Annotated in this window: 24 protein-coding genes and 1 riboswitch; of the genes, 16 read left to right on the forward strand and 8 right to left on the reverse strand. The window is 44.8% G+C overall.

Going from position 1 to position 26990, the window contains the following annotated elements; genetic code table 11:
- Nucleotides 1-244 precede the first annotated feature (244 nt).
- Both BLS49_RS19530 and BLS49_RS19535 read right to left on the reverse strand, forming a co-directional pair.
- On the reverse strand, nucleotides 245-403 hold the full coding sequence (locus BLS49_RS19530) for an asparagine synthase (RefSeq protein ID WP_091234830.1): 159 nt from the start codon (nucleotides 401-403) through the stop codon (nucleotides 245-247).
- Between the two features lie 641 nt (nucleotides 404-1044).
- Nucleotides 1045-2136, reverse strand: coding sequence for an FAD:protein FMN transferase (locus BLS49_RS19535; RefSeq protein ID WP_091234832.1), 1092 nt, complete (start codon nucleotides 2134-2136; stop codon nucleotides 1045-1047).
- A 232-nt stretch (nucleotides 2137-2368) separates the two neighbouring features.
- On the opposite strand from BLS49_RS19535, the gene BLS49_RS19540 reads away from it, so the two are divergent.
- The 8 genes from BLS49_RS19540 to BLS49_RS19575 all read left to right on the forward strand — a co-directional run bounded on the left by BLS49_RS19540 (nucleotide 2369) and on the right by BLS49_RS19575 (nucleotide 10625).
- The gene (locus BLS49_RS19540; protein WP_091234835.1) at nucleotides 2369-2761 is read left to right on the forward strand and encodes a NusG domain II-containing protein; all 393 of its coding nucleotides are present in this window, start codon (nucleotides 2369-2371) and stop codon (nucleotides 2759-2761) included.
- Nucleotides 2745-3302, forward strand: coding sequence for a Gx transporter family protein (locus BLS49_RS19545; protein ID WP_091234837.1), 558 nt, complete (start codon nucleotides 2745-2747; stop codon nucleotides 3300-3302). Before BLS49_RS19540 ends, BLS49_RS19545 begins: the two co-directional genes overlap by 17 nt.
- 28 nt (nucleotides 3303-3330) lie before the next feature.
- Nucleotides 3331-4170, forward strand: coding sequence for an energy-coupling factor transporter ATPase (locus BLS49_RS19550; protein ID WP_091234839.1), 840 nt, complete (start codon nucleotides 3331-3333; stop codon nucleotides 4168-4170).
- Entirely contained in the window at nucleotides 4146-5072 is a 927-nt protein-coding gene (locus BLS49_RS19555) for an energy-coupling factor transporter ATPase (RefSeq protein WP_091234841.1), read from the forward strand. The genes BLS49_RS19550 and BLS49_RS19555 overlap by 25 nt, the downstream gene beginning before the upstream one ends.
- Complete coding sequence (locus tag BLS49_RS19560; protein ID WP_091234844.1) at nucleotides 5065-5865, forward strand: energy-coupling factor transporter transmembrane component T family protein; 801 nt, start codon at nucleotides 5065-5067, stop codon at nucleotides 5863-5865. Before BLS49_RS19555 ends, BLS49_RS19560 begins: the two co-directional genes overlap by 8 nt.
- A 155-nt stretch (nucleotides 5866-6020) precedes the next feature.
- Nucleotides 6021-8033, forward strand: coding sequence for a peptidase U32 family protein (locus BLS49_RS19565; protein WP_091234847.1), 2013 nt, complete (start codon nucleotides 6021-6023; stop codon nucleotides 8031-8033).
- 312 nt (nucleotides 8034-8345) lie between these two features.
- Nucleotides 8346-9629 (forward strand): aspartate aminotransferase family protein, encoded by a 1284-nt coding sequence (locus BLS49_RS19570; RefSeq protein ID WP_091234946.1) that lies wholly within the window; start codon nucleotides 8346-8348, stop codon nucleotides 9627-9629.
- 123 nt (nucleotides 9630-9752) lie between these two features.
- Complete coding sequence (locus tag BLS49_RS19575) at nucleotides 9753-10625, forward strand: UbiA-like polyprenyltransferase (RefSeq protein ID WP_091234849.1); 873 nt, start codon at nucleotides 9753-9755, stop codon at nucleotides 10623-10625.
- A gap of 66 nt (nucleotides 10626-10691) precedes the next feature.
- Here BLS49_RS19575 and BLS49_RS19580 read toward each other — a convergent pair whose 3' ends face one another.
- The 4 genes from BLS49_RS19580 to BLS49_RS19595 form a co-directional block, all read right to left on the reverse strand.
- The gene (locus BLS49_RS19580) at nucleotides 10692-11672 is read right to left on the reverse strand and encodes a polyprenyl synthetase family protein (protein ID WP_091234851.1); all 981 of its coding nucleotides are present in this window, start codon (nucleotides 11670-11672) and stop codon (nucleotides 10692-10694) included.
- A gap of 52 nt (nucleotides 11673-11724) precedes the next feature.
- Nucleotides 11725-12177, reverse strand: a complete 453-nt coding sequence (locus BLS49_RS19585; RefSeq protein WP_091234853.1) for a hypothetical protein — start codon at nucleotides 12175-12177, stop codon at nucleotides 11725-11727.
- Between the two features lie 140 nt (nucleotides 12178-12317).
- Entirely contained in the window at nucleotides 12318-14195 is a 1878-nt protein-coding gene (locus BLS49_RS19590; RefSeq protein ID WP_091234856.1) for an FAD-dependent oxidoreductase, read from the reverse strand.
- A gap of 61 nt (nucleotides 14196-14256) precedes the next feature.
- Nucleotides 14257-15159: an FMN-binding protein gene (locus BLS49_RS19595; RefSeq protein WP_091234859.1), complete on the reverse strand. Its 903-nt coding sequence runs from the start codon at nucleotides 15157-15159 to the stop codon at nucleotides 14257-14259.
- 503 nt (nucleotides 15160-15662) lie between these two features.
- Here BLS49_RS19595 and BLS49_RS19600 point away from each other — a divergent pair.
- The 4 genes from BLS49_RS19600 to BLS49_RS19615 all read left to right on the forward strand — a co-directional run bounded on the left by BLS49_RS19600 (nucleotide 15663) and on the right by BLS49_RS19615 (nucleotide 21769).
- Nucleotides 15663-17156 carry an HD-GYP domain-containing protein gene (locus tag BLS49_RS19600; protein ID WP_091234861.1) on the forward strand — a complete coding sequence of 498 codons (1494 nt, stop codon included), beginning with the start codon at nucleotides 15663-15665 and terminating at the stop codon, nucleotides 17154-17156.
- A 69-nt stretch (nucleotides 17157-17225) separates the two neighbouring features.
- Entirely contained in the window at nucleotides 17226-17603 is a 378-nt protein-coding gene (locus BLS49_RS19605) for a RidA family protein (RefSeq protein WP_091234863.1), read from the forward strand.
- Between the two features lie 195 nt (nucleotides 17604-17798).
- Nucleotides 17799-20954: a DEAD/DEAH box helicase gene (locus BLS49_RS19610; protein ID WP_091234865.1), complete on the forward strand. Its 3156-nt coding sequence runs from the start codon at nucleotides 17799-17801 to the stop codon at nucleotides 20952-20954.
- A complete protein-coding gene (locus BLS49_RS19615) occupies nucleotides 20951-21769 on the forward strand; it encodes a hypothetical protein (RefSeq protein ID WP_091234867.1) in 819 nt (272 codons plus the stop codon). The genes BLS49_RS19610 and BLS49_RS19615 overlap by 4 nt, the downstream gene beginning before the upstream one ends.
- Nucleotides 21770-21844: 75 nt before the next feature.
- Here the strand turns inward: BLS49_RS19615 and BLS49_RS19620 are convergent, their stop codons facing one another.
- Nucleotides 21845-22462, reverse strand: a complete 618-nt coding sequence (locus tag BLS49_RS19620; protein ID WP_091234948.1) for a GTP pyrophosphokinase — start codon at nucleotides 22460-22462, stop codon at nucleotides 21845-21847.
- A gap of 348 nt (nucleotides 22463-22810) precedes the next feature.
- Between BLS49_RS19620 and BLS49_RS19625 the strand changes: the two genes are divergently transcribed.
- Nucleotides 22811-23569, forward strand: coding sequence for a zinc ribbon domain-containing protein (locus tag BLS49_RS19625; protein WP_091234870.1), 759 nt, complete (start codon nucleotides 22811-22813; stop codon nucleotides 23567-23569).
- A gap of 212 nt (nucleotides 23570-23781) precedes the next feature.
- A complete protein-coding gene (locus BLS49_RS19630; RefSeq protein WP_091234872.1) occupies nucleotides 23782-24087 on the forward strand; it encodes a hypothetical protein in 306 nt (101 codons plus the stop codon).
- A 68-nt stretch (nucleotides 24088-24155) separates the two neighbouring features.
- Here BLS49_RS19630 and mscL read toward each other — a convergent pair whose 3' ends face one another.
- Nucleotides 24156-24647: a large conductance mechanosensitive channel protein MscL gene (gene mscL, locus BLS49_RS19635; protein ID WP_091234875.1), complete on the reverse strand. Its 492-nt coding sequence runs from the start codon at nucleotides 24645-24647 to the stop codon at nucleotides 24156-24158.
- A gap of 157 nt (nucleotides 24648-24804) precedes the next feature.
- Nucleotides 24805-24905: riboswitch (purine riboswitch) on the forward strand.
- Nucleotides 24906-25034: 129 nt separating this feature from the next.
- On the opposite strand from mscL, the gene BLS49_RS19640 reads away from it, so the two are divergent.
- A complete protein-coding gene (locus BLS49_RS19640) occupies nucleotides 25035-25616 on the forward strand; it encodes a xanthine phosphoribosyltransferase (protein ID WP_091234878.1) in 582 nt (193 codons plus the stop codon).
- A 46-nt stretch (nucleotides 25617-25662) separates the two neighbouring features.
- Nucleotides 25663-26988: a nucleobase:cation symporter-2 family protein gene (locus BLS49_RS19645; RefSeq protein WP_091234880.1), complete on the forward strand. Its 1326-nt coding sequence runs from the start codon at nucleotides 25663-25665 to the stop codon at nucleotides 26986-26988.
- The last annotated feature ends 2 nt before the right edge of the window (nucleotides 26989-26990 follow it).

Genomic DNA, 26990 nt, shown 5'->3' on the forward strand with positions numbered 1-26990 from the left:
CTGCAAATGTGCAGGCTTTCTCTAAGGATTCTCTTCAAACTAGTCTATTCTGAACCATTTTCCTGCATTTTTGCAGGCTTTTGTTCATCCTTTCATGGCTACTTAAATAAAACTGTATTTTTGCATCCTTTTCCTGATATCTTGCCTTTCCACTGCTAAACAAGAAGCGTCCCTCAAAGTTATCTGAGATAACTTTTGGGACAGCCTCTTTCCCCTATTTAACAAGGGATATCCTCCAAACGTGCTAGCGACGCCCCACCAGGTCGATGGCTCCAAGTACGATGTGAGCGAGACCAAAGCCAAGGACACCAGTTGCGGCAAGCTTATACCTGCTTCCAAGCAGTGATGCGGCAGAAGCAGATACTACGGTTCCAAGAACTGTAGGAATCAAACCTTCACGCATGTGTAACACCCCTTTGGATTTGTTTGGAAAGACATTGTTAGTCTGGTGTTTCGGGGAGTTAATTATTCGTATTTTTTAAAGTGTCGAATCCAGATGAGGTTGTTCAAGATAGCTAAAAGGATTCTAAAAGATAATGAGCAGCAATACTAAAATAAGCATCGCGAGAATGGTTACTCGTCGATGCTTATTCAAGCTTATAGCTGCTATAGCATTTCTATAGCTATATAGTAACCCGTGCCCAACTGTACACGTGAAGGACACTTGCGATGTTCCTGCTTAGACTACAACTGCAACTGTAACTGCATGTAATTTTCTAAAACAACAAAAGCCCTACCTCTCATTTGTCCTTGCGGCTCCGATGACCGCGCCAGCGTGAATCAGAATTACTTGAAAAATCCTTACTTTTCGTGAGAGTTTAAAAAGGAATTTCATACCGAACTGGTAATAAGGAGAGTTATAATCTTTTGAGGAACTACATTAATGAGGTTTACTTTCTTATTATAGTGAAAACAAAATGAAAATGCAAGAAAGTTTTCAAGGGTTATAATAAAGAACCGCTCGTTCATTCGAAACTTCAAAACGTCGAGACGTTAAAGTTTGTGAACGACGAACGGTTCCAATGGGTTGAATGACTTTATAGATTAGTTGTCGAATTCATAGCTGTCATTGGTTTTGTTAAGCATTTCTTTAAAGCCGGAAGAGGCAAAAAGCTTCTTGTCCTTGGAGATGAACAGCGCTTCGGTGTCTTCCGTATTTTCAATGAACTTCAGTCCATCTTCAATCCCAAGTACAAACAAGGTAGTAGACAGCGCATCAGCGTTAGTAGAAGAATTTGTTACAATCGTTACGCTGCTTATCCCATTATCGACAGGGTATCCTGTTCTAGGATCAAGAATGTGCTGGTACAGTTTGCCGTCTTCGATGAAAAATCGTTCGTAGATTCCAGAGGTGACGATCGTTTTGTCTTCGACTTTAATCGTTCCGATTGGATTTCCACGTTCCTGGTCGGGATCCTGAATACCGATATTCCATGGAAGGTTGCCTGGTTTTTGGCCCATAGCATATACGTTGCCGCCAAGATCTATAATTGCACTGTTAAAGCCTTGATCAGCCAGATACTCATAAATTTTATCGGCTGCATAGCCTTTACCGATGGAACCAAGGTCAATGGACATGCCTTTTTCCTGTAAGTAGATTTCATGATTTGCTTCATTTAACTCAATTTTACGGTAATCGCATAGTTTTTGGGCTTCAGCGATCTCTTCCGGCTCAGGCACATGAGCACCCTCATGCCCAATATTCCAGAGACTTACTAAATTACCGATCGCAGGGTCGAACATACCATTTGTACGCTTCGCGTAATCCATTGCTTTGGCTACGAGATTATAAGTTTCTTCAGATACCTGAACTGCGGCAATTCCGGAATTTTCGTTCACTTTATAGATTTCGCTGCCTTCAAGCTGACGGTTAATCTTTTGATCAATATCCTTGAGCAGCGCTTCGACATCCTCAAGATTTTGCTTGGTAGCACGATTATCATATATTTTGACGTTAACAATCGTATCGAAAATAAAATAAGTTTCAGATAGGGGTTGAACCACCTGAGATTGAGTCTGGTGTTCATTAGTTCCTGACTTAGTGTTTGGAGTCTCGTTTGCTCCGCCACAGCCGCTAATCAAAGTCCCAAGCATAGTCATAGCGACTAGTAAAATCGCTGTTTTATTCATTCTCATAAGTGCAGCCTCATTTCATTCAGTCATTTCGACCTTGATTTTAGCAGAAAATCTGTTCTACTAAAAGTATTCCTATTCACAAATAGTTAATGTACTATATATATTCAATTTAAAATGGTAATTCTGTGAATTATACACCCAATGAGACATTTGTCACGCTTCTATTCATAGGGTAAAATGTATAATGAATTCGTCTAAGATTTACATTATTAAAAAATAAGGGAGTACATACATGAAGCGCGGAGATATTATTCTTATTGGAATTGTGATAGCTATTGCTTTGGCATTTATAGTCCCTCGATGGCTTAATGAAGACACAAGTGAAACAAATCACGAAGAGGCAAGAGTTGCAAAAATTACAGTGGATGGCAAGCTGTTCAAAACCGTGTCTTTAACTAAAGAAGAGCAGACGGTTGAGGTTAATACGGAGTTTGGTTCTAATACTCTGAAAATTCATGATTATGGTATCGAAATGCACGATGCCGATTGCAAGGATAAAGTGTGCTTCACCTTCGGTTTTGTTGATCGCAATGGGGGCACGATTATTTGTTTGCCACATCGACTCATGGTAGAAGTAGAGGGGCCGTCCGGGGAAGGGGATGACGTCGATGTCATCGTTAAATGAGCATTCTAGCATAGCATTGAAAAGAACTGTCATCGTCTCTATTTTTGCAGCGGTAGCCGTTGTTTTAAGTTTGGTAGAGGCCTTGATCCCAGTAAATATGAGCGTGCCGGGTGCAAAGCTTGGTCTGGCTAACATTATGGTGCTGACGTGTCTGTACTTTCTGCGTCCAAGAGATGCTTTAATGATGGTAGTACTGAAAACGCTGCTTACCGCATTTATTTTCGGGACATTTTCAAGTTTGCTTTTCAGTATAATGGGAGCTATGTTTAGCTTTGTAGCGATGGGGTTTCTGCTGCTGGTTGGACGTAAGCGGCTTAGCTTGATTGGCATTAGTATAATTGGAGGTATTGCTCATAATATCGGTCAGCTTACAGCGGCTACTCTATATTTTAAGACTTCCAAAATATTTTACTATTTACCGATGCTTATGATCATGGGAGTACTCACTGGAATTGCTGTCGGTATAGCAGTTCGTTACTTGGTACCAGCATTATCGAAACTGTCGCTGTTCGAGGATTTTTTAAAGGAAGAGACAGCATAGGGACAAGACTGGAAGGGGGAGAACGACGATGTCAGGAACCGAAAACGCTTATGAGCTGCATCAGGTGTCTTTTGCTTATGAATCAGAGCAATCGGTACTAGACGGCATAACACTTAGTATCCCTTCTGGAAGCTGGGTTTCGCTCGTTGGCCCTAATGGCTGCGGCAAGTCGACGTTAGCTAAATTACTAGGCGGGCTGCTTGCTGCTAATGCAGGGGAAGTTGTAGTAGAAGGCACTGTGCTGAATCGCGAGACAATCCACCAGATTCGTCCTCGGATCGGCATGGTATTCCAGAACCCGGATAATCAATTCATCGGATCTACTGTTGAGGAGGATATCGCTTTTGGATTGGAAGGACGTTGTCTGCCAAGAGAAGAGATGATCCATCGGGTACGTAAGTATGGGGATAAGCTGGAAATAGGTCATTTGCTGTCCAAACACCCTTCTGAATTATCTGGCGGGCAAAAACAGCGGGTGGCCGTTGCTGCTATTTTGGCGATGGAACCAGGAATTGTTATCTTTGATGAGGCATCCTCGATGCTTGATGAGAAGGCACGCGGCGAGCTGCTCGACATAATAAAGGAAATGAAACAGTCCGGTGAATACACGATAGTATCCATTACGCATGATGCTGAAGAGATTATGTACTCAGACAGAGCAATTGTGCTTCTTGATGGTGGAGTTGCAGCTGATCTTAGTCCAGAAGATTTGTTCCATGATGATGCTCTGTTACAATCCTGTCGTCTTATCGCTCCTTACCGGATTCAGCTAGTACGGGAGCTGGCTAAGCTGGGCGTACAGGTCCCACCTTTGCAGCGTGAAGAGGAGGTGACGGAGGCGTTATGGCAATTACACTTGAACAAGTAAGCTATGCATATGATGATCGCAGCCTTTGGCGCAATGGTGCGCTGGAGGATATCAATCTGAAGCTGGATCAAGGTGTGTTTGCTGGTATCGTAGGTGCTACCGGATCGGGAAAATCTACTCTGTTGCAGCATTTTAACGGAATATTGAAACCAACCTCAGGGAAGGTGCAGGTTTTTGATTACATTTTGCAGGCCGGGGAAAAGAATCCTCCGCTTCGTGAACTGCGCCGGCGAGTTGGACTTGTATTTCAATTCCCGGAGCATCAGTTATTTGAGGATACTGTCGAGAAGGACATTTGTTTTGGACCTCTTAACTTTGGAATGTCTAAGGAAGAAGCGAAAGAGCGGACAAGTCGTGCATTAAATATGTTAGGTCTCGATGATTCGTTCCTCTCTCGAAATCCGTTTCATTTAAGCGGAGGACAGATGCGCAAGGTAGCGATTGCCTCCGTGCTGGCGATGGACCCGGATATTATCGTGCTGGATGAGCCTACTGCGACTCTTGATCCACAGAGCAGGGCTGAGCTGGCAGAGCTGCTGTTCCGCCTGCAGCGCGATCTGGGCAAGACCGTCATAGTTGTTACACATCGGATGGAGGAAATGCTTCCATATGCCGATACGTGGATCGTTATGAAAGATGGACGGAAAATATTTCAGGGTTCGAAGATCGAGCTAGTACGAGAAGCTAATACACTTGCCAAGTCAGGCCTTTCATTGCCAACCTGTATAACAGAATGGAATCAGCTTGCTGCCCGATTTGGTCTGGAGCATGAGGAGCCGTGTCTGACCGCGGGATCGGCAGCTGTAAGGATCGCGAAGCTGCTCACAAATCGTATGGACAAGGACACTGATCCTGGTAGCAATTCAACCAGTCCGGACGAAGGGGGCGAGCCGTATGCGTAACAAGCTTCTGTTTGGCCGCTGCATTGATACCGGATCATGGGTTCATGCTGTGGACCCGCGGGCCAAGCTTACAGCTATGGTGCTCTATCTGGCGGCATTATTGGCTGTGGGTTCATGGATACCGCTTGCTATTGCCGCGGCTTTTTCGTTAGCGTACATGCTTGCTACCCAGATTCCCTTGAAATATTTTGTGAAGGCGGCAAAGCCGCTTTGGGTTCTCATGGTGTTCATCTTTGTCATTCAATGTCTTACGGTGGATGAAGGCGTGGCCTTGTGGCAGATCGGGTCATGGACGTTGTATAGCGAAGGGCTTAGCAAAGGTCTGATCGCAGCTTTACGGATGGCATTATTGGTCTCTTTTACCGCGATTCTAACCTTTACGACTACACCTGGTTTGCTGAATCAAGGGATGTCCGGCGTACTGAAGCCGCTTGAGAAGATTGGGATTTCTGCAGAGCGTTTGACGCTCATGATGAGCATAGCGCTGCGGTTCATTCCAACGATTCTTGATGAGACTCACAAAATAGTAAAAGCTCAGGCAGCACGTGGTGCGGATCTTAAGGAGCTGCCGTGGAAGGAGAAAGGGAAACTGCTGGTTTCACTGCTTGTTCCGGTGACGGTAAGTGCTTTTCGCCGTGCGGAAGACCTTGTGCTTTCGATGGAATCCAGAGGGTACTTGATCGGCGCTCCGCGTTCGGAGTATCACTTGCTGGTATGGCGAAGCAGGGACACAGGGTTTATCTTGTCTTTTATCGTACTGGTAGCAGTTGTTGTTGTTCTCAGATTTATATAGTTCGTATTGCAAGTCCAAGTGAAGGAGCGGATATGTTATTTATGATCCTAGAACATCATCCGCTTCCTAACTTCACCTATTCCTGACGCATATATGTGTGAAAAAAATCACATTTTACATCATAAATTACTACAGCGATTTGAGGGGGAAGCGCTATGGCACGTTATTTTAATGGAAAAGAAATTGAACTGCTCGCACCAACGGGAACGTTTGAAATATTCAAAGAAGTGATTCATGCGAATTGTGACGCCGTCTACTTGGGTGGGCCAAGTCTGAATATGCGTCTTATGCGTAAAGGGTACAACTTCACATTAGAACAAATTACAGAGGCCGCTGAAATCGCACATTCCTTAGGCAAAAAGGTGTATGTAACAGTAAACAATTTGCTGAATGAAGGAGAGCTGAATGAGGCCCGTACTTATTTGAAATTTCTTGAGAACGCAGGCCCGGACGCTATCATCGTTCAGGATTTTGCCATTCTTGCTCTGATTCGTGAAATGGGGCTCTCGATTCCGGTGCATTCCTCCGTCATGATGAACGTGCATAATGTGGAAATGGTCAAAGCGCTTCAAGAGTTAGGAGTCACTCGTGTCGTAACATCACGTGAAATGGATTTGATGACGACTCGATACCTGCAGGCGGCTACTGGCATGGAGCTGGAGTACTTTGTTCACGGTGATATGTGCTCTGTTCATGGAGCAAATTGCTATTTTAGTTCGATGGTATTCGGTATGAGCGCTAACAGAGGAAAGTGCCTTAAGCCTTGCCGCTGGGATTATCGCGTGAAGAAGGATGGTCACGTCTACCCTGCAGAATATCCTCTGGCCGCAAAAGATATGTTCATGTACGAGCATATTCCAGAACTGATTCATGGCGGGATTACTTCGTTCAAAATCGAAGGACGCATGCGTGATGCCAATTTTGTGCTGATGCTTATTAATGCTTACGGAGATGCGATTGATCGTTATATCGAAGATCCGGCCGGATTTAATCGCAGCAAGGATACCAAGCTGCTGTATGATAACCGCAAACGTGATTTCTCAACGGCATATGCATTTGGAAAACCGGGTCTCTCGTATATTAACAAACGTTATGAGGGAACAGGTAAATTTTATAGCACAGGCAAGGTATTCAGCACACCAACGGAAGAGCGTGAGCTAAGCGACAAACGCCTGGAAGACATTCGTAATAAATGGACTGCTGCTCAGACGGATAAGGTTCATGGCATGAATAAATCGGAGCTTTCCGTTCATGTGAACAATATGGCTCAGGCGAAAGTTGCAATTAAGGCGGGGGCTGACCATATTTATTTGTCGGGTGATGTGTACGAACCGGATCGTCCTTTTACTAAGGATGAGATCAAAGAGCTTGCAACAATAAAAGGTAATGCAAAAATATATCTATGTCTGCCACGGATGATGACCGAGCTGCATTTTGAAATCTATGACGGGCTGTTGTCGGGCGAGAGATTGCCGATTGATGGTGTAATGGTAACGAACCTTGGGGCGATTCACAAATTTGCTTCCAAGGGTTATTCGCTGATCGGTGACTTTAATCTGAATGTATTTAACCCGCTTGCAGTACAATTCTATGCAAATTACGGGGTAAAACGTCTTACTGCATCAATGGAATTGCCATTGAATGATTTGATGGATCTGCTCAGAAATGCAAATGCGCCACTTGAGGGCATAGTGCACGGATCTCCTACAATGATGTATATGGAGCATGACCTGTATGCAAATACTGAAGCTTTTGAGCCGATTGATGAAGAAGATAATCATTATGTAGATAACAGCATTCTTGTGCTGAAGACTGATAAGGGAGAGAATCCGGTGTATCGCGATACACATGGCCGCTGCCATTTGACATTGGCAAAGGAGCTGTGCCTGTTACCGCTTGTGAAGGAGTTGACCGAAGCAGGCCTGTCCGTCATCCGTATTGAAGGTGCTACCTATAAGCCAGAGCAGCTTGAAGCTGTTGTGGGGGCCTATAGAGCCGTACTGGATAACCCGGATATGGCGGCTGAGGAATTCTCCAAACTGGCTCCTGTTTATGCAGGATACACGCTGGGCGCGTTGCAATTTAACGGGGGACGGACGGCAGAAGCTGATAAAAGTGTAGAGCAAACAGAGGCCTCACAGCTAGTAAAGGAACCGCAGCATGTTTAGCTTGGTAGGGTAACTCGATTTGATAGTGAAAGCCGCTAACATGATGGCGAAATTCCTGCAAAAGTACATCTTTATACTAAGAGCTTCATTCATCAGGTAAAGTTCCTGCAAAAATACACCTTTTTATTCTCCAAACGTTGGTTTGGGGCGTAATCGTTTGAAATTACTGCACTCATGCAAGCTTTTTCATAAATATGGTTATTTCAGCTCGAAAAAACTGTATTTTTGCTGCTTTTTCTGGAGTGGGAGAGACTGGCCAATCGGATTAGGCTACCTTGTATTCAAGTGTAAATAGGAGAGGAGAGAATGAACATGCAGCAATATATCGGACCGGAGGGTATTCTCTCAAAAAGAGGGCAGTATTTCTATCCTTGTACCAGTTATTTTTATCGGAATCCGCCCCAGCTAGTGAAAGGAGAAATGCAATATCTATATGGTCATGATGGAAAATGCTATACTGATTTTTTTGCAGGCGTTTCTGTCGTGGCGAGCGGTCATTGCAATCCAGAAATTGCGGAGCGAACAGCAGAGCAGCTAAAGACGCTGCAGCATACGTGTACTATATATTTGACTCAGCCTAATGTAGATCTTGCGGAGCGTCTTGCAGGAGTGCTGCCGGGTAAGCTTAGCCGGACGTTTTTTGTAAACAGCGGGTCTGAAGCTAATGAAGGGGCATTACTGCTTGCCCGTCTTCATACGAAGCGGCGCGGTTTTATTGCGCTGGAGCAAGGACTGCACGGCCGTACCTATCTGACCATGAGCGTGACAGGCTTAAAAATGTGGCGTTCAGACCCGCAGCTAGCCGAATCAGGTGAGGATGTGACCTTTATACCTCGGCCTTATGAGCCTGGGCTTAGCAAGGATGAGGCAGCTCGTCGCTCCATCGGTGCACTCAAAAAGGTGCTTGAGGAGAAGGGACATGAAATTGCAGCTATGATCGCTGAGCCGATTCAAGGGAACGGCGGGATGATCGTGCCTCCGGATTGGTATTTCCCTGAAGTGAAGTCACTCTTGGAGCAATATGGTATACTGCTCATTGCTGACGAAATTCAGACAGGATTCGGTCGTACAGGACGCATGTTTGCAATGGATCTATGGGGAGTAGAACCTGATATAGTGACGATGGCAAAAGCGCTTGGAAGCGGCATTCCAGTGGCAGCATTCGCTTCTACAGATGAAATCGCGGCAAGCTTCAATAAGCCGTCAGCCTCCACCTTTGGGGGAAATCCGGTTTCATCTGCAACTGCACTCGCAGTGCTGGATTATATTGAGTCACATAGCCTGGCAGAGCGCGCTGAACGTCTTGGCGACTTGTTAAAGAGTGGGCTTCAGGAGTTGGCTGGTCGTTACCCTGATATGATCTCTGAGGTGCGTGGAGCAGGGTTGATGATCGGTGTGGAGCTGTGTGCGGAGGACTCCGAAAGGGGGGCCGTGCTAGTTGATGACCTTCTGGAGGAAATGAAGGACCGCGGCTTTATCATCGGTAAAAATGGCGTTGGACGCAATGTGCTTGCTTTCCAGCCACCTCTCGTCATTACAGAGGATGATATCCGCGAGATGCTGTCTGCCCTCTCAGCTTCACTATCAAGCGTGTAAATATACCTAAGCAACCTCTTAAAGATTTGGATGATTTAGCCGTTAAATTAGCATGGACTTCATTTCAGTGGAGACAGTGTAGATGAACACAGGCAAGGAACGTTTCAAGGAGAGTGGATGAAGATGGAATATGCTCGGAAAATCGGTACAAAAATAAAGCTGTACAGCCAGCTGGTGATGTTCTCGCATACATTATTTTCACTGCCATTTGCGGTGATCTCGATGATATGGGCTGCTGAGGGATTGCCCTCCTGGCATGTGATGCTATGGGGATTGATCGCGCTTGTGGCTGCGCGTAATGGTGCTAATGCGTTTAATCGCGTTGTCGATCAATCATTTGATGCGATGAACCCTAGAACCGCTCATAGGCACCTTCCCAAGCGTCTGCTGGCGTCTAAAGAAGTGCTGTGGTTCGTGGTAGTGAACTACGCGATATTTATTTTTGCAGCGGGCATGCTCAATATGCTGTGCTTTATTTTATCGCCAGTAGCTATTTTTCTGATCTCATCTTACTCGTATACAAAACGCTTCACCTATTTGAGCCATCTGTATCTTGGCTTTACGATAGCTTCAGCACCGATTGGAGCCTGGTTTGCGGTCACCGGACAATTCGCCTTTACTCCGTTTATTCTGGGTACGATTGTGATGCTGTGGATCGCCGGGTTTGATATCATTTACGGCTCACAGGACATCGAATTTGACCGTAATCATGGACTCTGGTCTATTCCTAGCATATTCGGCCTGAAAAACGGTCTGAGAATAGCTGCAGCACTTCATAGTATCATGGTGCTCCTGTTGATTGTCCTTATTCCAATTCGTCAGCTAGGCTGGATCTATATTGTCGGAATTATAGTTTCTATCTTACTGCTGCTAACGGAGCATAAAATCATTAAGCCTTCCAGTCGAAAAGTAATGAAAGTTGCCTCCTATAACTTGAATCAGGTTATTAGCATGGTTATTCTGATCTCAGCCCTATGTGATTTTTTCTTATTATAAAAAAAGCTGCTCTATCCGGTCACATTGTACGGTGACCCGAAGAGCAGCTTTTTTTTATCTATTCATTTATTTATCCCGACCGCTGAAAAAATGCAATAACGCTTGCAGATCCTTGTGCGCCGGGTACATGTCCAGTTCATTGATAATGGCCTGAGCTTCGTCCAGATATTGATTGCTAAGGGCCTCTGTTCTTATGAGAGCGTCTGACGCCTGTATGCTGGCGATGACAGCATCGATTTCGGATGAAGGGGTATCTGAGTTAATAGCCCTTATAGAAGGGGCGAGACGGCTGTCCTGGAGGGCATAGAGTACAGGAAGAGTGACTTGACCCTTACGCAGGTCGCTGCCTGCTGGTTTTCCGAGCTGCTGTGAAGACTGAGTGAAGTCCAGCAGATCATCGAGAATCTGAAATGACATTCCGAGCTTCTCTCCAAAGCTATATAAGAGATTAAAGACTTCATCCTTTGCACCAGCTGATTGTGCACCAATACGCAGGCAAGTAGCCATAAGCTGTGCTGTTTTGTTCTTTGATTTCTCAAGATATTCTTCAGCCGTTACATCATAATCGTAAAGATGGGACAGCTGTTGGTATTCTCCAAGGCACAGCTGTGTTGTGGCTAGCGATGACAAGTCATATACGAAGCGCTCCCGCTCTGCAGAGTAAGCAGCGATGAGCTCAATTACCCGTGCTGACATGTAGTTGCCGACATATATAGCTTCCTGAACCCCGAGCTTGACATGCAGTGCGGTCTGCCCCCGTCTAACAGGGGAATCATCTATAATATCGTCGTGGATCAGGGAAGCGGCATGAATAAATTCTGCTGCTGCGGCAAGGCGCCACACCTTGCGTTCATTGGGGGTGGGGCCGAAACGGCTGCCGACAATGACCATCAACGGACGAACTCTTTTGCCACCAGAACGAACGAGATCAACAATACTTTTGGCAAGTGTGGAGGAGCGAGGTACATCCTTATCGAATTTGACCATATTCTCAATTTCCCGATCAACAGCGGCAAGAGAAATGTCTAATGCTTCATTGAGCTTCATAGCTGAACCCTCCCTTGATTCCATTCCTGGATGTCAAATTTACAGATGTGTACTAGATCGCCTTGCTTGCACTGTTACGGCTGTGATCCAGCTTCAGGAATAATTCAAAGGCTTTTAAGAGTTTATCATCATCTGGTTTGCCGTCCATCCGCTTAATCTGGATTTGTTTAATGACGGGAGCGAGATGTGTGATCAGGTCGTATTCGTTCCATTCGAGACATAATTGAATATACATGCTATATAGGTAATCGCCGTCCAGCACCAAGCGGGTGAGTGTTTCGCCAGTAATGGATTCATCACAACTACTGTGGCGTAGAAGGGCGACCTTGATTGCAATGTAAATGGATAACAAGCGGCGCGCACGAAGTTGATGGAGATCATATTGCTCCAAAAGGTCGGTCATGGGCTGCACGTCATCTTCTAACAGATTCAGGTGAATGCCGGCCTCGGGCGATATTTCGCCCTGCAACAAGTGACAAGCGTCTTGGATGAGCTTAGATTTCATAAGGACACACTCCTTAAAAAACAGGTAGGCTTGCAGGGACCCGAACACCGAGTTCGGCAAGGGTGTAAAAATATAGAGTAATGCGCGACTAGCGCACATTACTCTATTGTAAATCGGTAATTAAGGTGATTGATATGATATTAGTCCGTGTATAAGTACCATCTTCTTACAATCGGAATTTTCTTCCATTGTTTTTTGAGCCAAGGAAGAACATAGTAATCGAGACCAAGCATGCTGCCTGAACCACCGATTAGAGCCACACCTGCAGTCATGTACCAGAGCATTTCGGTAGATGCCATGCTGGAGGACCAGATCATAACGCCAAGCGCGACAGTAACTGCAGAAGCTACTGCGGTGAACAGGCCGAGAATCAACAGGATGCCGATTGCGATTTCCGCAAAAACCATAAAGAACTGGAATACGGTAGCAAGCGCGGTATATCCGCCGTCTGCTGTATAGAAGAATACATCCATGAACCAGCCAACGATACTCTTGATGAACCCAGGTACAGGCAGTGCTGTAACAGCGGTAGAAGCACTTTCAACGGCAGAAGCTGCAGTTTGTGCGTCTACAGTTGAAGTTACATTTCCAGCCGCTTCACTAGCCGCTGAGATTGCGTCACCAGCATTTGGAGAAGCAGGGATCAGGAATATATTGTTCGGATCTTTCAAAATCTTAGGAAGCTTGTCGATACCTTCCTCAAGCCATTTGTAACCCACAAAAATACGGAGCGGGAACAACCAGAAGTTTGGTGAACGCTTGGAGAAATGACCGCCCAGGAAGCTTCTGCGATTGTGTACATGGAAAAATTCGTGCATCATGTAGGTCCACATTTGGGTAAAGCCAGCAACAGTAAACAAATAGTACATATTAATCATGTGCTTACTGAGCATAGCCATAAATCCGCTAAGCATGAACATTTTATTCGGAAGACCAACGTTGGCTACGCCATAGCGGCTACCGATACATACCATCGTTCCGTGGAATCCTGGTTTGTAAGATTTTTTTGGTTTATTATGCACATCTGCATAAATGTTGTGAGCGATGAGCGGACCTGCTTGCTCAGCATTCTCAACCATTTGTGGTACAGGACGTGTTTCACCCTCAGGAATGAAGAAGATGTTGTCGCCTACAACGTAGACATTGTCATGATCTACGCTTTGCAACTTGTCGTTAGTTACAATCCGTTTGCGTCCTTCTTGCTTGACATCAAGCTTGCCAACGAGATCAGAGCCTTCTACACCGGCTGTCCATACAATAGTATCTGCTTCAAGCTCGGTATCACCGAGAATAACACTTGATTTAGTAACTCCGGTAATTTTGGCGCTAGTGATGATTTCAACATTCATTTTGTTGAGACGTTTAGCAGCCTTTTGAATCAGTTTGTCAGGAAGAATTGGCAAAATCTTAGGAGCCATATCAGCAACAACGAGACGAACCTCACTGCGATCAATGTAGAACTCCTTGCACAATTCATCACGGAATTCTGCAAGCTCTCCGACGAGCTCGACACCGGTAAATCCGGCACCTACTACAACGAAGGACAGCATCTTGCGACGTTTTGCAGGGTTGTTCTCTTTAGCAGCTTCTCCGAATTTATTGCGGATCTGTTCTTTCAGACGAACAGCATCCTCATAGGACCAGAGAGTAAGAGCATTCTCTTCAGCACCAGGGATGCCGAAGAAAGTGGGCTTACAACCTGTACCGATAACAAGGTAGTCATATTTGTAGGTTTCGGTTTCAGAGCGAAGCTGATTGTTGGCAAAATCAATGTTGTCGATGGAATCTAGTACAACATCAACCTTTTGGCCAGCAAAAATCTTTTTCAGCTCAATTTTGACAGAATCTTCCGGAGCCCGGTTAGCTGCAACCTCGTGTAACTCGGTTAGAAGCGTATGGTACGGATTCCGGTCAATCAGCTTGATTTCTACGTCTTTGTCTTTTTTGAACAGTTTGGCAAGATGCTTGGATGTAACGACACCGCCATAACCGCCGCCTAGGACGACTATTCTTTTCAAGAGATTCACCTTCTTTATTTAGGGTGGTAATCATGAAGTAATATATTGCTAAAAACCGATATTATTTTGCTTGTTCCAGAGCTTTTGCAGCAAGATCATAGTAGGATTGCAAGCTGATGGATACGCCGGAAATTGCGTCGGTTTTACCTTCTTCGTTGAACGTTAATGCTGCTGGATCTTGTTTTTCTACAAGGTATGCTTCAGCTTTTACAGCTTGTTCGTGCCATTCAGCTTGAGCGCCACCTTTTTCCTTCATACCGTATTTACCGTCGATGGAGTTTTGTTTCTTGTCTTCGCCAGCTGCGTTTACACCGCTGAAGTTAACTTTGATTACTTTGCCTGCTGCTACTACAACATCAGCAGTTTCTTTCCAGCCGGATTTAGCATCGAAATCAGCTGCTTCGGCATGGTAGGTACCATCTTTGTAAGTACCAGCTTGAACTGGTCCAGCAGTCAATGCTTGATCTGCCAATGTAAAGAATTCATTAACGTGTACGGATACGCCAGTGATTGCGTCAGTTTTACCTTCGTCGTTCAAAGTAATGTCTTTAGGATCTTGTTTTTCAATGAGGTAAGCTTCAGCTTTTTCAGCTTGCTCATGCCATTCGGATTGAGCGCCGCCAGCTTTCATGCCGTATTTACCTTCCTTGGAATAAGTAACCTTATCTACTCCAACGTTAGCATTAGTTGCATTCCATTTAGCTTCAGTAATTTTACCGCCGGAAACAGTTAATGTAACAAAAGCTTGCCAACCAGTTTTTGCATCAGCTTCGCCTTGTGCAAAATACACGCCGTCCTGATATTTGCTTTGTTCAGCTGGTGCGTTAGTGCCTGTGTTCGTGCTGTTCTCTGTTGCAGGTGTGTTGTTAGCTTTGTCAGCTGTGTTTCCTTCATTGCTAGATCCACATCCAGCAAGAAGACCTAGTAACAGGGCACTGCTTAGAATGATAGATGCTTTTTTCATGATAGATGACCTCCAAGTAATAAAATTATATATATTAAAATGTGAGTACATTTTAATAACAGAGTAAAAGAAAAATGCATAGATATAAGGATTATAAGCCATTTTATATAGTTCGAAAAGCCTTGTTCGATGGAATTTTAGCATATTACTATATAGCTTTATGTGAAAAAAGTCACATAGATTGTGACATAGGTTACTACCTTGATGGGCGTGGGCCCTTTCAGGGTAAGGGATGGCAGGGTTTGGAACGGGTATATAAATTTTTTAATTATTTTTAAGAATATAAAATTTTCTGTATCTTGAGACTTAACAACATAAAAAATTTATATTATAAAAATTATCTTGAATTGTTATACAAAAAAGAAGAATATATAAACAAGTCGGAATGGTTGGTCAAGGAAATCGTTTACGTCTATGAAATGTATATCATTATTAGCCGATAATTATAGTAAATAAATTTCTGTCTACTACTATTTGCGAGATGGAAGGAATGAAGATTCCCTGTGACAGTGTATAACACATTTATTTCTCGCTTAAAAATGAATTATGCTGTAGCATCTGTCCTGACGATTATAGCTATTGGCAGTTTGATTATACTGTCACCTTTGCATATCGATAGCAAGGAATACTTCTGGTTGTTCAGTGTTTTGTTCTTGTCGCTGGTTCTCATGCTCAGTCTTGAATGGCTGGTCTTTACTCTGCAGATCAGGCCGATTCGGGTCTGCTTCGAGCATGAGATTGAGAGTTTTTCTGCTTTGCAAAATGTTTACTTAAGAACCCATCGTCTACCCTCGCTTGCGGTAAAACGCATACTAGGACCGCATTTATTCGGAATGTTGCTGCCAGCATGCGGTTTAGGCTTCTATTTTATACATATCGGTAAATTGTCTATACCTTATTATTATGTTACTTTAGCTATTTTGGGGGTTGTGCTCGTAGTTGGAATGCGAGCGATGATAGAGTTCTACTTGACTTCTTATGCGATTCGTCCGCTTCTGAATGAGCTATGTGAATGGTCCATCCGATTGTTCGGCAAAGAGCTGACTCTTGGCGGAAGAGTGCTCATATCGATTCGGCGCAAACTGCGGTGGAGTTTCTTTATGATCGGAGCCTTTCCTATATTATTGTATAGTTTATTTGTTCAACTTCAGTTAGGTAACTGGAGCATGGCGGATAATACATATTGGATTAATGCTGTATTCATTTTGATCGTTGGATTAGGTTTTGCCTTCATCGGCTCCCGTCTGTTGACTCGAGAGATTGAACTGCCGATTCAGCACCTGTACGAACGAATGGGGGAAGTGAAGATCGGGAATCTGCGGACTGGGGCTTTCGATCTGTTCTCAGATGAATTTTCTCGGCTTGTATCCGGTTTTAATCATATGCTTCGAGGGATTAAGGTTCAGGCAGCCAGAAACAATCAATTGCTGGAAAGCTATTTTGCCACCTTGGCAGCCGCGCTGGATGCGCGAGATCCGTATACAGCAGGCCATTCATTGAGAGTAGCCGAATATGCCGTTAACATTGGGATTCTTGCAAAGCTTCCGGATGATCAATTACATGATTTAAGAAAAGCAGCGCTTCTTCATGACATCGGGAAGATTGGGATTCGTGATGATGTACTGCTAAAAGACGGCCGACTAACGGATGAGGAATGGGAGCAAATTAAACAGCATCCGGTTTTAGGGGAATCGATTCTGAAGCAGATTGAGCCTATGGATGCAATGGCCCCATTTTTGCCGGGCGTGCGTTCGCATCATGAACGCTATGACGGTCAAGGATACCCGGATGGACTTCAGGGTGATGAGATTCCATTGTTTGGACGAATCATTGCAGTTGCAGATGCCTTTGATGCGATGACCTCGGATAGGCCATACCGGAAGGGAATGGATAAAAGTACCGCAATAGGAATATTAGAGGAAGGCCGGGGAACACAATGGGACCCGCTTTTTGCCGACCTGTTCATTGAAGCTTATCGTAAGCATTTGAAGAGTTAGTGAGAAAGAAATGCCTATAGATAAAAAATAAGCTACAATAGAAAGAAAACAATAAGGTGGAGATGTTCCATGGCAAAACAAGTTATTTCTACATCTGCAGCACCGGGCGCGATCGGGCCGTATTCTCAGGCTGTACAAATCGGAGATTTCGTCTTCACTTCCGGTCAGCTTGGTCTCATTCCTGAGACAGGACAGCTTGCTGAAGGAGTAGAAGCTCAAGCGACTCAATCATTGCGCAACGTTAGCGCTATATTGGAAGCTGCAGGTAGCAGTCTGGATAAAGTGATTAAAACGACGGTATTCCTGAAGGATATGAATGATTTTGCAAAGGTAAATGAAATTTACGGATCATTTTTCGCTGAGCCCTATCCAGCACGTAGTGCGGTTGAAGTGGCACGTCTGCCAAAAGACGGTCTTGTAGAGATTGAAGTTATCGCAGCAAAATAAAATATGATTGTTAGCTAGAGCAAGCCGGATCGAAGAGGACGATAACGTTCTGCTCGTCCGGCTTTTAATATGGTGTAAAATGAAATGAGATTAAATTCAGTGACATCCCGAGAGTGCTTTGGTTTTATTGTATGGCAGTTTCGTATAAGATATTATTATGAAACTGGATGGAATTAGAAATGACGGGAGATCATCATGAATCAACGTCTTTATGGAATATGGCTTGGAGAAGTTTTGTTCTGCTTCTCTGGTGAAATATCAGAATCAAAAGTGGATGCCTGGACGGCCTTGATTAGACCGCTGGAATTTTCTTCAGGAGGACGTCCCTTTCAACATGCAGCTCTTCGGCTTGCGGAGTTAAGATATCCGGTATCTACAATGCGCAGATCGGCTAAACCAGGCGAACGTAGAGGTTTGATCGGAAGGACTTTGGAGGGCTTGGCTTTACCGGTACAAGAAGCTTGGTCTCTGCTGTTAAACTATGATGAGACTGAATTTATAAGTCAGGGAATACAGCCTGGAGCAGAATTCGGATACTGGAGTATAGCAGCGCGGTTTGCTCTAGGGCTTATGTTGAGAGGGAGAATTACACCTGGGGCAAGGGAAGTAGCAGCTGGTCCAGGAAGACGGCGTGGACAATCGTCGTTAGACTCGGTATGGAAGCCGCTTCTAACTGAAGGTGGCGATATGGAGACCTTTCGTCAGCTTGCAGGTGCGATGCCGCCGATTTGTTTGGCAGCTATACAAGGTGGATCTGGTGCAGAAGAGGGATCAATAGCAAGTCGTCAGATGGCGCTACTGTACTCCTTTTTGACTTCGATGATTAATGCCGAGACCCGAAAGGCTGTTAGCGATCTGGGAAGAAAACTGAACTCTGCTCGTGCGGATTATCGCAGAGGAACCTCGCCTCTTACTGAATTATGGTGGAATGGTGTATTAACAGGCGGCAAACCTCCCGAAATACAGGGTAGTGTTGCGGAGATGGAGGATCTTGAACAGGAAATATCGTCTATGCTTGGAGATTGTCCCAGTGATGAAGAGGATCAAAAACTGGTTAAGGGTGAAGTGCCCGGGACTGTTCGTCTTTGCCTGCGAATTGAGCCGCAGCAAGAGAGTCGTGGGCTAATGGGCGAAGATAACAATGGTCCGGTATGGCAATTAAGTATTTGGTGTGAAGGGGCGGAAGATCCGTCGATGCTGCTTCCAGCGGAATTGATCTGGAGCTATCCCGATAAAGATATTATCTTTAGAGGCAGACGGTATAAGGATGTACAGGAGAATCTCCTTCTTCGTATAGCTAAAGCAGCAGCTATGTCAGTAGAAATAGAATCTGCACTGAACATAGAGCGTCCTGCCGGGAAATTACTTCGTTCGGAAGAATTGTATGTTTTTTTGAGCAAATCAGTATCAACTCTGCGCAAGCATGGAATTACAGTACAGATGCCTTCCAGTTGGACGAAGGAAGGAAGACGTTCTGCGGGAATCAAGCTGAAGGTTTCCGGTTGGAGAGATTCTGACAAGCATAATAAGACTGAAAATCGAGTTCATCGTCTTGGAGTAGAGCAATTGCTCTCTTTTGAGGCGGAAGCCATGCTGGGGGACAAGGAGCTGGCTTCAGAGGAGCTTGCCGAGCTCGCATCCTCGAAATCCCCGCTAGTCCTGTTTCGTGGCGAGTGGATTGAGATTGATGTGAAGGAAATTCGCCAAGTGCTGAAATACATGAAACGTCAAGAGAACGGAAATATGACGTTTAGAGAATTAATGTATTTGACTTCGGAAGAGGAGCAGGATGCGCGATGGGACGGTTTGCTGGTTGAAGGCATCGAGATCGAAGGCAAGCTGTCGATGCTTGCTAACAGCGATGGAGGAGCAGGTCGTTATTCCACTATCCATACGGTACCTGGCTCTTTGCAGGGCATACTCCGCCCCTATCAGGAGCGTGGGTATCAATGGCTGGCCTCTATGAAGGATCTTGGCTTTGGTGCGCTTCTCGCAGATGATATGGGACTCGGTAAGACCGTACAGGTTATAACCACGTTGTTGGATGGATTAGATCGTTCCGATCATCCATGTTTGATTATTTGTCCAACCTCGTTGCTGGGCAACTGGCAGCGTGAGTTTGCACGTTTTGCGCCGGAGATGCTCCTTTATGTGCATCATGGCGGCAACAGGCTGCATGGAGATCAATTTCTGCAGGAATGCCGTCGCTGTGACGTCATTCTGACCACGTATCAGTTGGTTGGCCGAGATAGTAATGAATTACGTTCACTTGAGTGGTCTACGATCGTGCTTGATGAAGCGCAATATATTAAAAACTACGGGACAAAGCAGACACAGAGCGTTATGAAGCTGAACGCACCTCACAGAATCGCGATGACAGGAACGCCCGTAGAGAATCGCCTAAGTGAGCTGTGGTCTATTTTTCAATTTTTGAATCCGGGGTATCTTGGTTCGTATTCGATGTTTAGATCGAGATATACCGGTTCTGGCGAGCAGCAGACTGCGGAGTTATCCAAATTGCGAAAATTGGTATCCCCACTTTTGCTGAGACGACTAAAGAGTGATCCAGACATACGTAAGGATCTTCCAGAGAAGATCGAATTGAAATCGTATTGTTCAATGACGGTGGAGCAGGTCAGAATGTATGAAGCGATTACTGAGGAACTGATGACCAGAATATCCGGTACTGGCGGCATTGCACGCAAGGGTCTGGTGCTCTCTTCGCTAACGAAGCTGAAACAAATTTGCGACCATCCCCAGCTGGCTGGGGGCAGAGTTAGAATGATCAATCGTCCCGAGAGATCAGGAAAGCTGGAACGCCTATCTGAACTACTGGATCTTATAGTGGATAATGGAGAAGCTGCGCTTATTTTTACACAATACGTACAGATGGGAGAGCTGTTGAAGGAATTTTTAAGTGAACGCTATGGGAAGACGCCGTTTTTCTTGCATGGTGGAACTGTTAAGCAGGAGCGGGATGATATGGTTCATGCTTTTCAGGAGGGAAGCAGTTCTCCGTTGTTTGTACTCTCGTTGAAAGCTGGCGGTGTAGGGCTGAATTTAACGAGGGCGAATCATGTGATTCATTATGATAGATGGTGGAATCCTGCGGTAGAGAATCAAGCAACGGATCGTGTCTTCCGAATCGGGCAGAAGAGAAATGTAGAAGTGCATAAGCTGATATGTCAAGGAACGCTTGAGGAACGAATTGATGAGCTGATTGAAAGGAAAAGGACCCTTTCGGAGCAGGTCGTAGGTTCTGGTGAACAATGGCTGACGGAAATGTCCAATGATGAGCTCCGCAGCCTGATTACGCTGCATCAAGGCAGCTTTCTGGAGGAGAATCTATGATGAGCAGACATATCAATATTCCGGACAATGTTCATATAGAGCTTGTTTCAGATGGCCTTAGAATCGATATTCCGAGGGTGGCGCAGTGTAACGATGGAGAGCTTCCGCAGGTCGTATCGTTGCTGCTTCCAAAGGCTTCAAAGGACGATCTTCAAAGCCAAAAACTGCTGCGTGATCTGCGGTGTCACCCGTTTGATTTAGCAGCTTTGATTGAGAAGGGACCAGAGGCTCTGGCGCCAGTAAGTAAACGGTTGGATCTTGTGCCGCCATGGCGATATGAGGGTGACAGCGATGGCATGGCTAGTGATGTCCACACGGGTGCAATAGGTCAGCGGTTAACACCTGATGAGATTCTGGCGATGGATTATGGGGATGTCTTGTGGAAAAAAGACATGAGCCTGCAACTCGCACTGCTTAGCTGGACGAAGGAGTCGCTGATTGCAGCGGTATGGGAAGCTTGGGCGCAGGCTGCCCCTCTTCCTGACGCCGAGCTCGCGCTTCGTGAGGCGGCAGGGCAGCCTGAGGAGCCGCCACGCGGTGCGGCAAACGAAGGGCCGAGCATAGCTGAGTGGCTGGCCGAAATGGCCGAGCAGGGAAGACTTCACCTGCCCGGCCCGCAGTTCCACGATGTGGAGATAGGACTCCATATCGTGGGACAAGGCAGCGAGCCTGCGGCTGATGCCTCTCAGTCGGATGGGCTGGCTGCGCTGCTGCCTGGCGTTCCCGGGGCGGCCAGGGGCTTGAGCCTAGTCGCCGCTGTGTTGATGCAGCGAGCCGAGCAGCTGGCGGCCCCGCTTCGAGGAACTAAGATGTAGTGAAATAATAAGGCTACCCTGGTCATATAATGACATATAGGGTAGCTTTATTTTGATGCTTCGAATATTTTTACATTAGCGCAGCAGGTTAGTGTTAGTTTTTTGAGGTAGAGCAGCCTCACTCACACCCATAATTTCTTTTCGCAATCGGTGCATTTTTTTATCCAGCGAGTCTGCTGCTCTGGCTGCTTCAGTCAGCTCCATGACAACGTGGGAAGGGACTTGCTTCTCATACTTATAGAACAAAATATGCTCCATACTGGCCCAGAAATCCATAGCAAGGGTACGCATTTGAATCTCAACCTTTATCCACCGTTGTCCCTCAAATAAAGTGAGGGGAACCGCGACAATGACGTGCAGACTTTGATATCCGTTTGGTTTAGGAACTGCAATGTAATCTTTTATTTCGATGATTTTTAGGTCGTCCCTCATCTTGAGATGGTCCAGCAGAAGATAAATATCCTGTGCAAAGGAGAATACAATTCTCATTCCAGCTATATCATGTATATTAGCAATCATGTTCTCTACGGTTAGATCAAATCCCTTGCGCTCCAGCTTTTCCAGTATGCTCTTAGGTTCTTTAATTCTTGTCTTGATATGTTCGATAGGGCTATAGCCGTTAATCACTTTCCATTCTGTCTGTATGAGCTTGATTTTGTTTTTTAATTCATCCAGAGCAAGCTGATACAGCATAGGGAGCTTTTTCCACTCCTCCAGCTGACGGATTTCTTTTTCTCCGATGTCATAGTGGTATAATTCTCGCAAATCCAACTGGTTCAGCAAACTGTCGCTTTCATTACTAGAATTGTTTCCATTTGATTTACTCAGTGTGATCTACTCCTAATAAGATTGGTTATATATATTTATTGTACATTGAATAGTTAATTAAAATCAAAATTTGCATTAAGCCAAAGGGCGGTTTTCCCTAACCCTTTATTTCTGGTATGATTATGTCAGATTTCGAGAATTGGGTATATAATTTGATACAATAGTTGATTTGCGAAGGGATATGGCGAGCAAATGGATTGGAGGACTACAACTATGAATTTTTTACAGAAGATTAAAAATGGTGCCGGTAAAGTAACCGATCGTGCTCAGAATGTTGTTGAGATCGGCAAGCTTAATACGCAAATTTCTAATATTGAACGTGAAATGGGACTGTACTATCAACGAATGGGTGAAGTATTTTACGAGGGATATCGTCTAAAGGACATGTCCAAAGCGGAAAAGGAAATGGTCGAGCTAGCCAAGACCTGCGATTTGCTGGCTGAAGAGCGAGACGATATTCGTTCAAAAATTGCTAATCTAAAAAATGAACGTTTATGCTACCAATGCGGTAAAGTTGTAGCAGAGGACGCTATGTTCTGTCCTTATTGCGGAGAGAAGCTTCTGAAGCCTAAAGCGAAGGAATTTGTCAGCTCGACTGAAGCAGTCAAAGAGCAATCCGCTTCAATTCTCAGCCCGGTACTTGAAGATGATGATATATTCAAATCATTGTACAATTCGACTTCAACAAAAATAGAAGACACTGTGCTCGTTACAGAGCCTCAGGCTACTCCCGCTAACAATGTTGTGGATCAGGAAGCCGAGGCTAGAAGACAGCGGGAGCTAGACCGCGAACGTGAACGGCAAGAGGAGCTGGATCGCCGAATTCGCACATGGAAGGAAAATGTGAATTCGAAGGAACCGGCAAAAACGGTAGTTGAGACAGCGATTCCGACATCAATCTGTCAAATATGCTCGACTGCGTTAGTTAAGGGGACGAAATGGTGTCCGCACTGCGGTTCAGAACAAATTTAGCTATTATCTTTCAGGTACTACAAAAATTATTCACCAAGTTGTAATAAGTTACGTCATACTAACGGATAATATATCCGTACTAAGTAGTAGGCGTACCAAACATTAAGAGGCACGCTGGATCAGTTAGCGAAGTTGGCTACAGATCCCGACGTGCCGTCGCTTTTTAAATGGTGTTTCGTGAAACTTTAATATGGGATGAGGAGCGTTTAATTATGGAATGTATTGTATATTTCGATGTAACGCATGGTAGTACGGTTAAGGAATTAAGGGGGCTAATCTTTTTGGATGAGGGTCAAATTCCGACCGAAAGTGATTTCCTGAAAATGTTTGAAGAGATGGGATATAAGTTGAGACTAGAAGATCGTGATAACCTTGTATTTAAGCCGATCGAATCGGGTGCAAGTTATAGCCAGATTCGAGTTCGCAGATTGGATACAGGTGAAAAAAGCTATAAGGAAGATACTGAATTGAAATCAGTTCTTACCAATCTGTTACCACGGGAGTCTAGACCAATATAATAAGGACCTGATTCTCATATGAAGTGAAATGTCCTATGAGAATCAGGTCCTTTGTACCGTAATGATTACTATTGTGGTGTCCCGGCATGCTCTTCAAGATGGGAAGTACAGTGAGAACAGCGAACGGCTTTAATAGGAACTTCTGACAGACAGAAGGGGCATTCCTTTGTTGTCTTTTCAGGCTTCGCTTGCTCCTTTTCTTGACTGCGACGCAGGAAATTAATACCTTTGACGAGTAAGAATACGCAAAAAGCGACGATAAGAAAATCAAGCAAAGTGTTAATGAATTGTCCGTAAGCAACAACCGCTGCCCCGGCTTCATTTGCTTGCTTGAGCGAGTGAATTTCTCCACCGGATGGCAATGTTTTATCGGGATCCAGATTTATGAATAAGTCACTGAAGTTAGCGCCCCCGAGCAATTTACCAATAGGAGGCATAAGGATATCGTTAACGACGGAAGTAACTATTTTTCCGAATGCTCCCCCGATAATGACACCGACTGCCAGATCAATTACATTGCCTCGTACAGCAAACTCTTTAAATTCTTTGATAAAGCCCATAATAGAACTCCTTCCATGTGAGGTAGATAATTAAATACTATACCCTCTTAAGTGTAAATCGCAATGAAATTGTCTGAAATATTTCAAGAACACCACGAAATACCTCTTTATTTCCGCTATAATTTTGCGTTATACTTCTAACGTTACATGATTCGACATATATTTATATATCTTTTCTCGTATATGTGCAGGAATGGGCCTGCATGTCTCTACCTGATCACCGGAAATGATCGGACTACGAGGAGAATCTATATCTGTGCCTGTTTGCAGAAGTACGGAAGACAGATGGTGGGTTCTACCTTTTAAAGTTCATTATTCCTTTGGGGAAATGGGCTTTTTTTATCTGGGGAGAATGAATAGGGTTTAGGCATTGGAGGAGGAAATGAAGTGAAATTGTTAAAAGAAAAAGTAATGACAGAAGGAATTGTCCTGGGTGATCAGGTTTTGAAGGTAGATTCTTTCTTGAATCATCAGATGGACCCGGTGCTTATGAGAGAAGTGGGCAGTGAGTTTAAGCGTCGTTTTGCGGGAGAGGGTGTAACGAAGGTGCTGACGATCGAATCTTCGGGTATTGCTCCGGCAATTATGACGGCATTGGAGCTTGGTGTGCCCATGATTTTTGCGCGCAAGCATAAATCTCTGACCTTGAAGGAAGATATTCTGGTAGAGAAGGTTTACTCATTTACGAAACGTGAGACAAACGAAATTACGGTCTCAAAAAAATTTCTTCATCCAGAAGATCGGGTGCTAATTATCGATGATTTCCTCGCGAATGGTGAGGCAGCCTTTGGTTTGGCACGCATCGTTGAGCAGGTTGGTGCTAGTGTAGCAGGTATTGGTATCGTCATCGAAAAATCGTTTCAGCCTGGGGCCAGATTGCTAGAAGAGGCCGGTTATCGTCTGGATTCACTAGTTCGAATTGCTTCGCTTGAAGATGGAACCGTAACTTTTGTGGAAGAAGTTCATTGAACTTGAACACATAAATAGATAGAGACGTGGGGGGCAATTACTTATTATGGCAAACGATCGAATTTTTCAAAAAAATCGACATCCGTTCAAAACTTTTTCTTTAGGGATTCAGCATGTATTGGCCATGTACGCAGGGGCTGTTATCGTACCGCTGATTGTTGGTGGAGCACTTAATTTATCGCACCAGAATCTTACGTATCTAATAGCTATCGATTTGCTTGCTTGCGGTATTGCTACATTGCTCCAGGTGTTCGGAAATCGCTTTTTCGGTATAGGACTTCCGGTTATGCTTGGCTGTGCTTTTCAGGCAGTATCACCGATGATTGCAATCGGACTAGAGGATGGAATGGGCATGAGGGCGATTTATGGCGCGATCATTGCCTCAGGCCTCTTCGTGTTTCTATTTGCAGGTCTGTTCGGAAAACTAATAGCATTCTTCCCACCTGTTGTAACCGGATCGGTAGTGACAATTATCGGGGTAACCTTGATTCCAGTCGCATTAACGGATCTTGGTGGGGGTAATGTGCAAGACCCCAATTTTGGTAGTCCGCTGAATTTGGCGCTGGGGTTCGGTGTATTTCTGTTTGTTATTTTAATGAACCGATTTGCCAAAGGGTTTCTTCAATCCATTTCCGTCTTGCTTGGCTTGATCTTTGGAACTATTGTTGCTGCTATCGTTGGGAAGGTAGATCTGGCTCCTCTAAAAGAAGCAAGCTGGTTCCACATGATTCAGCCGTTTTACTTTGGAGTGCCTACTTTCCATGTGACGCCGATCATTACAATGATACTTGTAGCGATCGTCAGCGTTGCAGAATCGACAGGTGTTTTTATGGCGCTTGGAAAAATCGTGGACAAAGATATTACCGCAAAAGATTTGACTCGCGGATATCGGGCTGAAGGTCTGGCTATTATGCTCGGCGGTATCTTCAACTCATTCCCATATACAACATATTCGCAAAATGTAGGGCTCATCCAAATGAGCCGTGTAAAAACTCGTGACGTTATCGTGGTGGCAGGTAGTTTGCTTATTCTGATCGGTTTTGTACCTAAAATTGCTGCATTAACTCAGCTTGTGCCTACATCCGTACTTGGTGGAGCCATGATTGCGTTGTTCGGACTTGTATTGTCCTCCGGTATTCGAATGCTTGGTGAACAAGTGGATCTGAATCGTCATGAAAATTTGTTGATCATTGCATGCTCCGTCGGTATGGGGTTAGGTGTTACGGTTGTACCGCAAATTTTTGATGCCTTGCCTGCATGGCTTCGTATTCTTGTTGATAACGGGATTGTAGCGGGCAGCTTTACGGCTATTGCTTTGAACCTGTTGTTTAACGGTCTAGGCAACAAAAAGAAAGACGCAGCTTCGGTGTAACG

The organism is Fontibacillus panacisegetis (genome assembly GCF_900102215.1).
Taxonomy (GTDB): domain Bacteria; phylum Bacillota; class Bacilli; order Paenibacillales; family Paenibacillaceae; genus Fontibacillus; species Fontibacillus panacisegetis.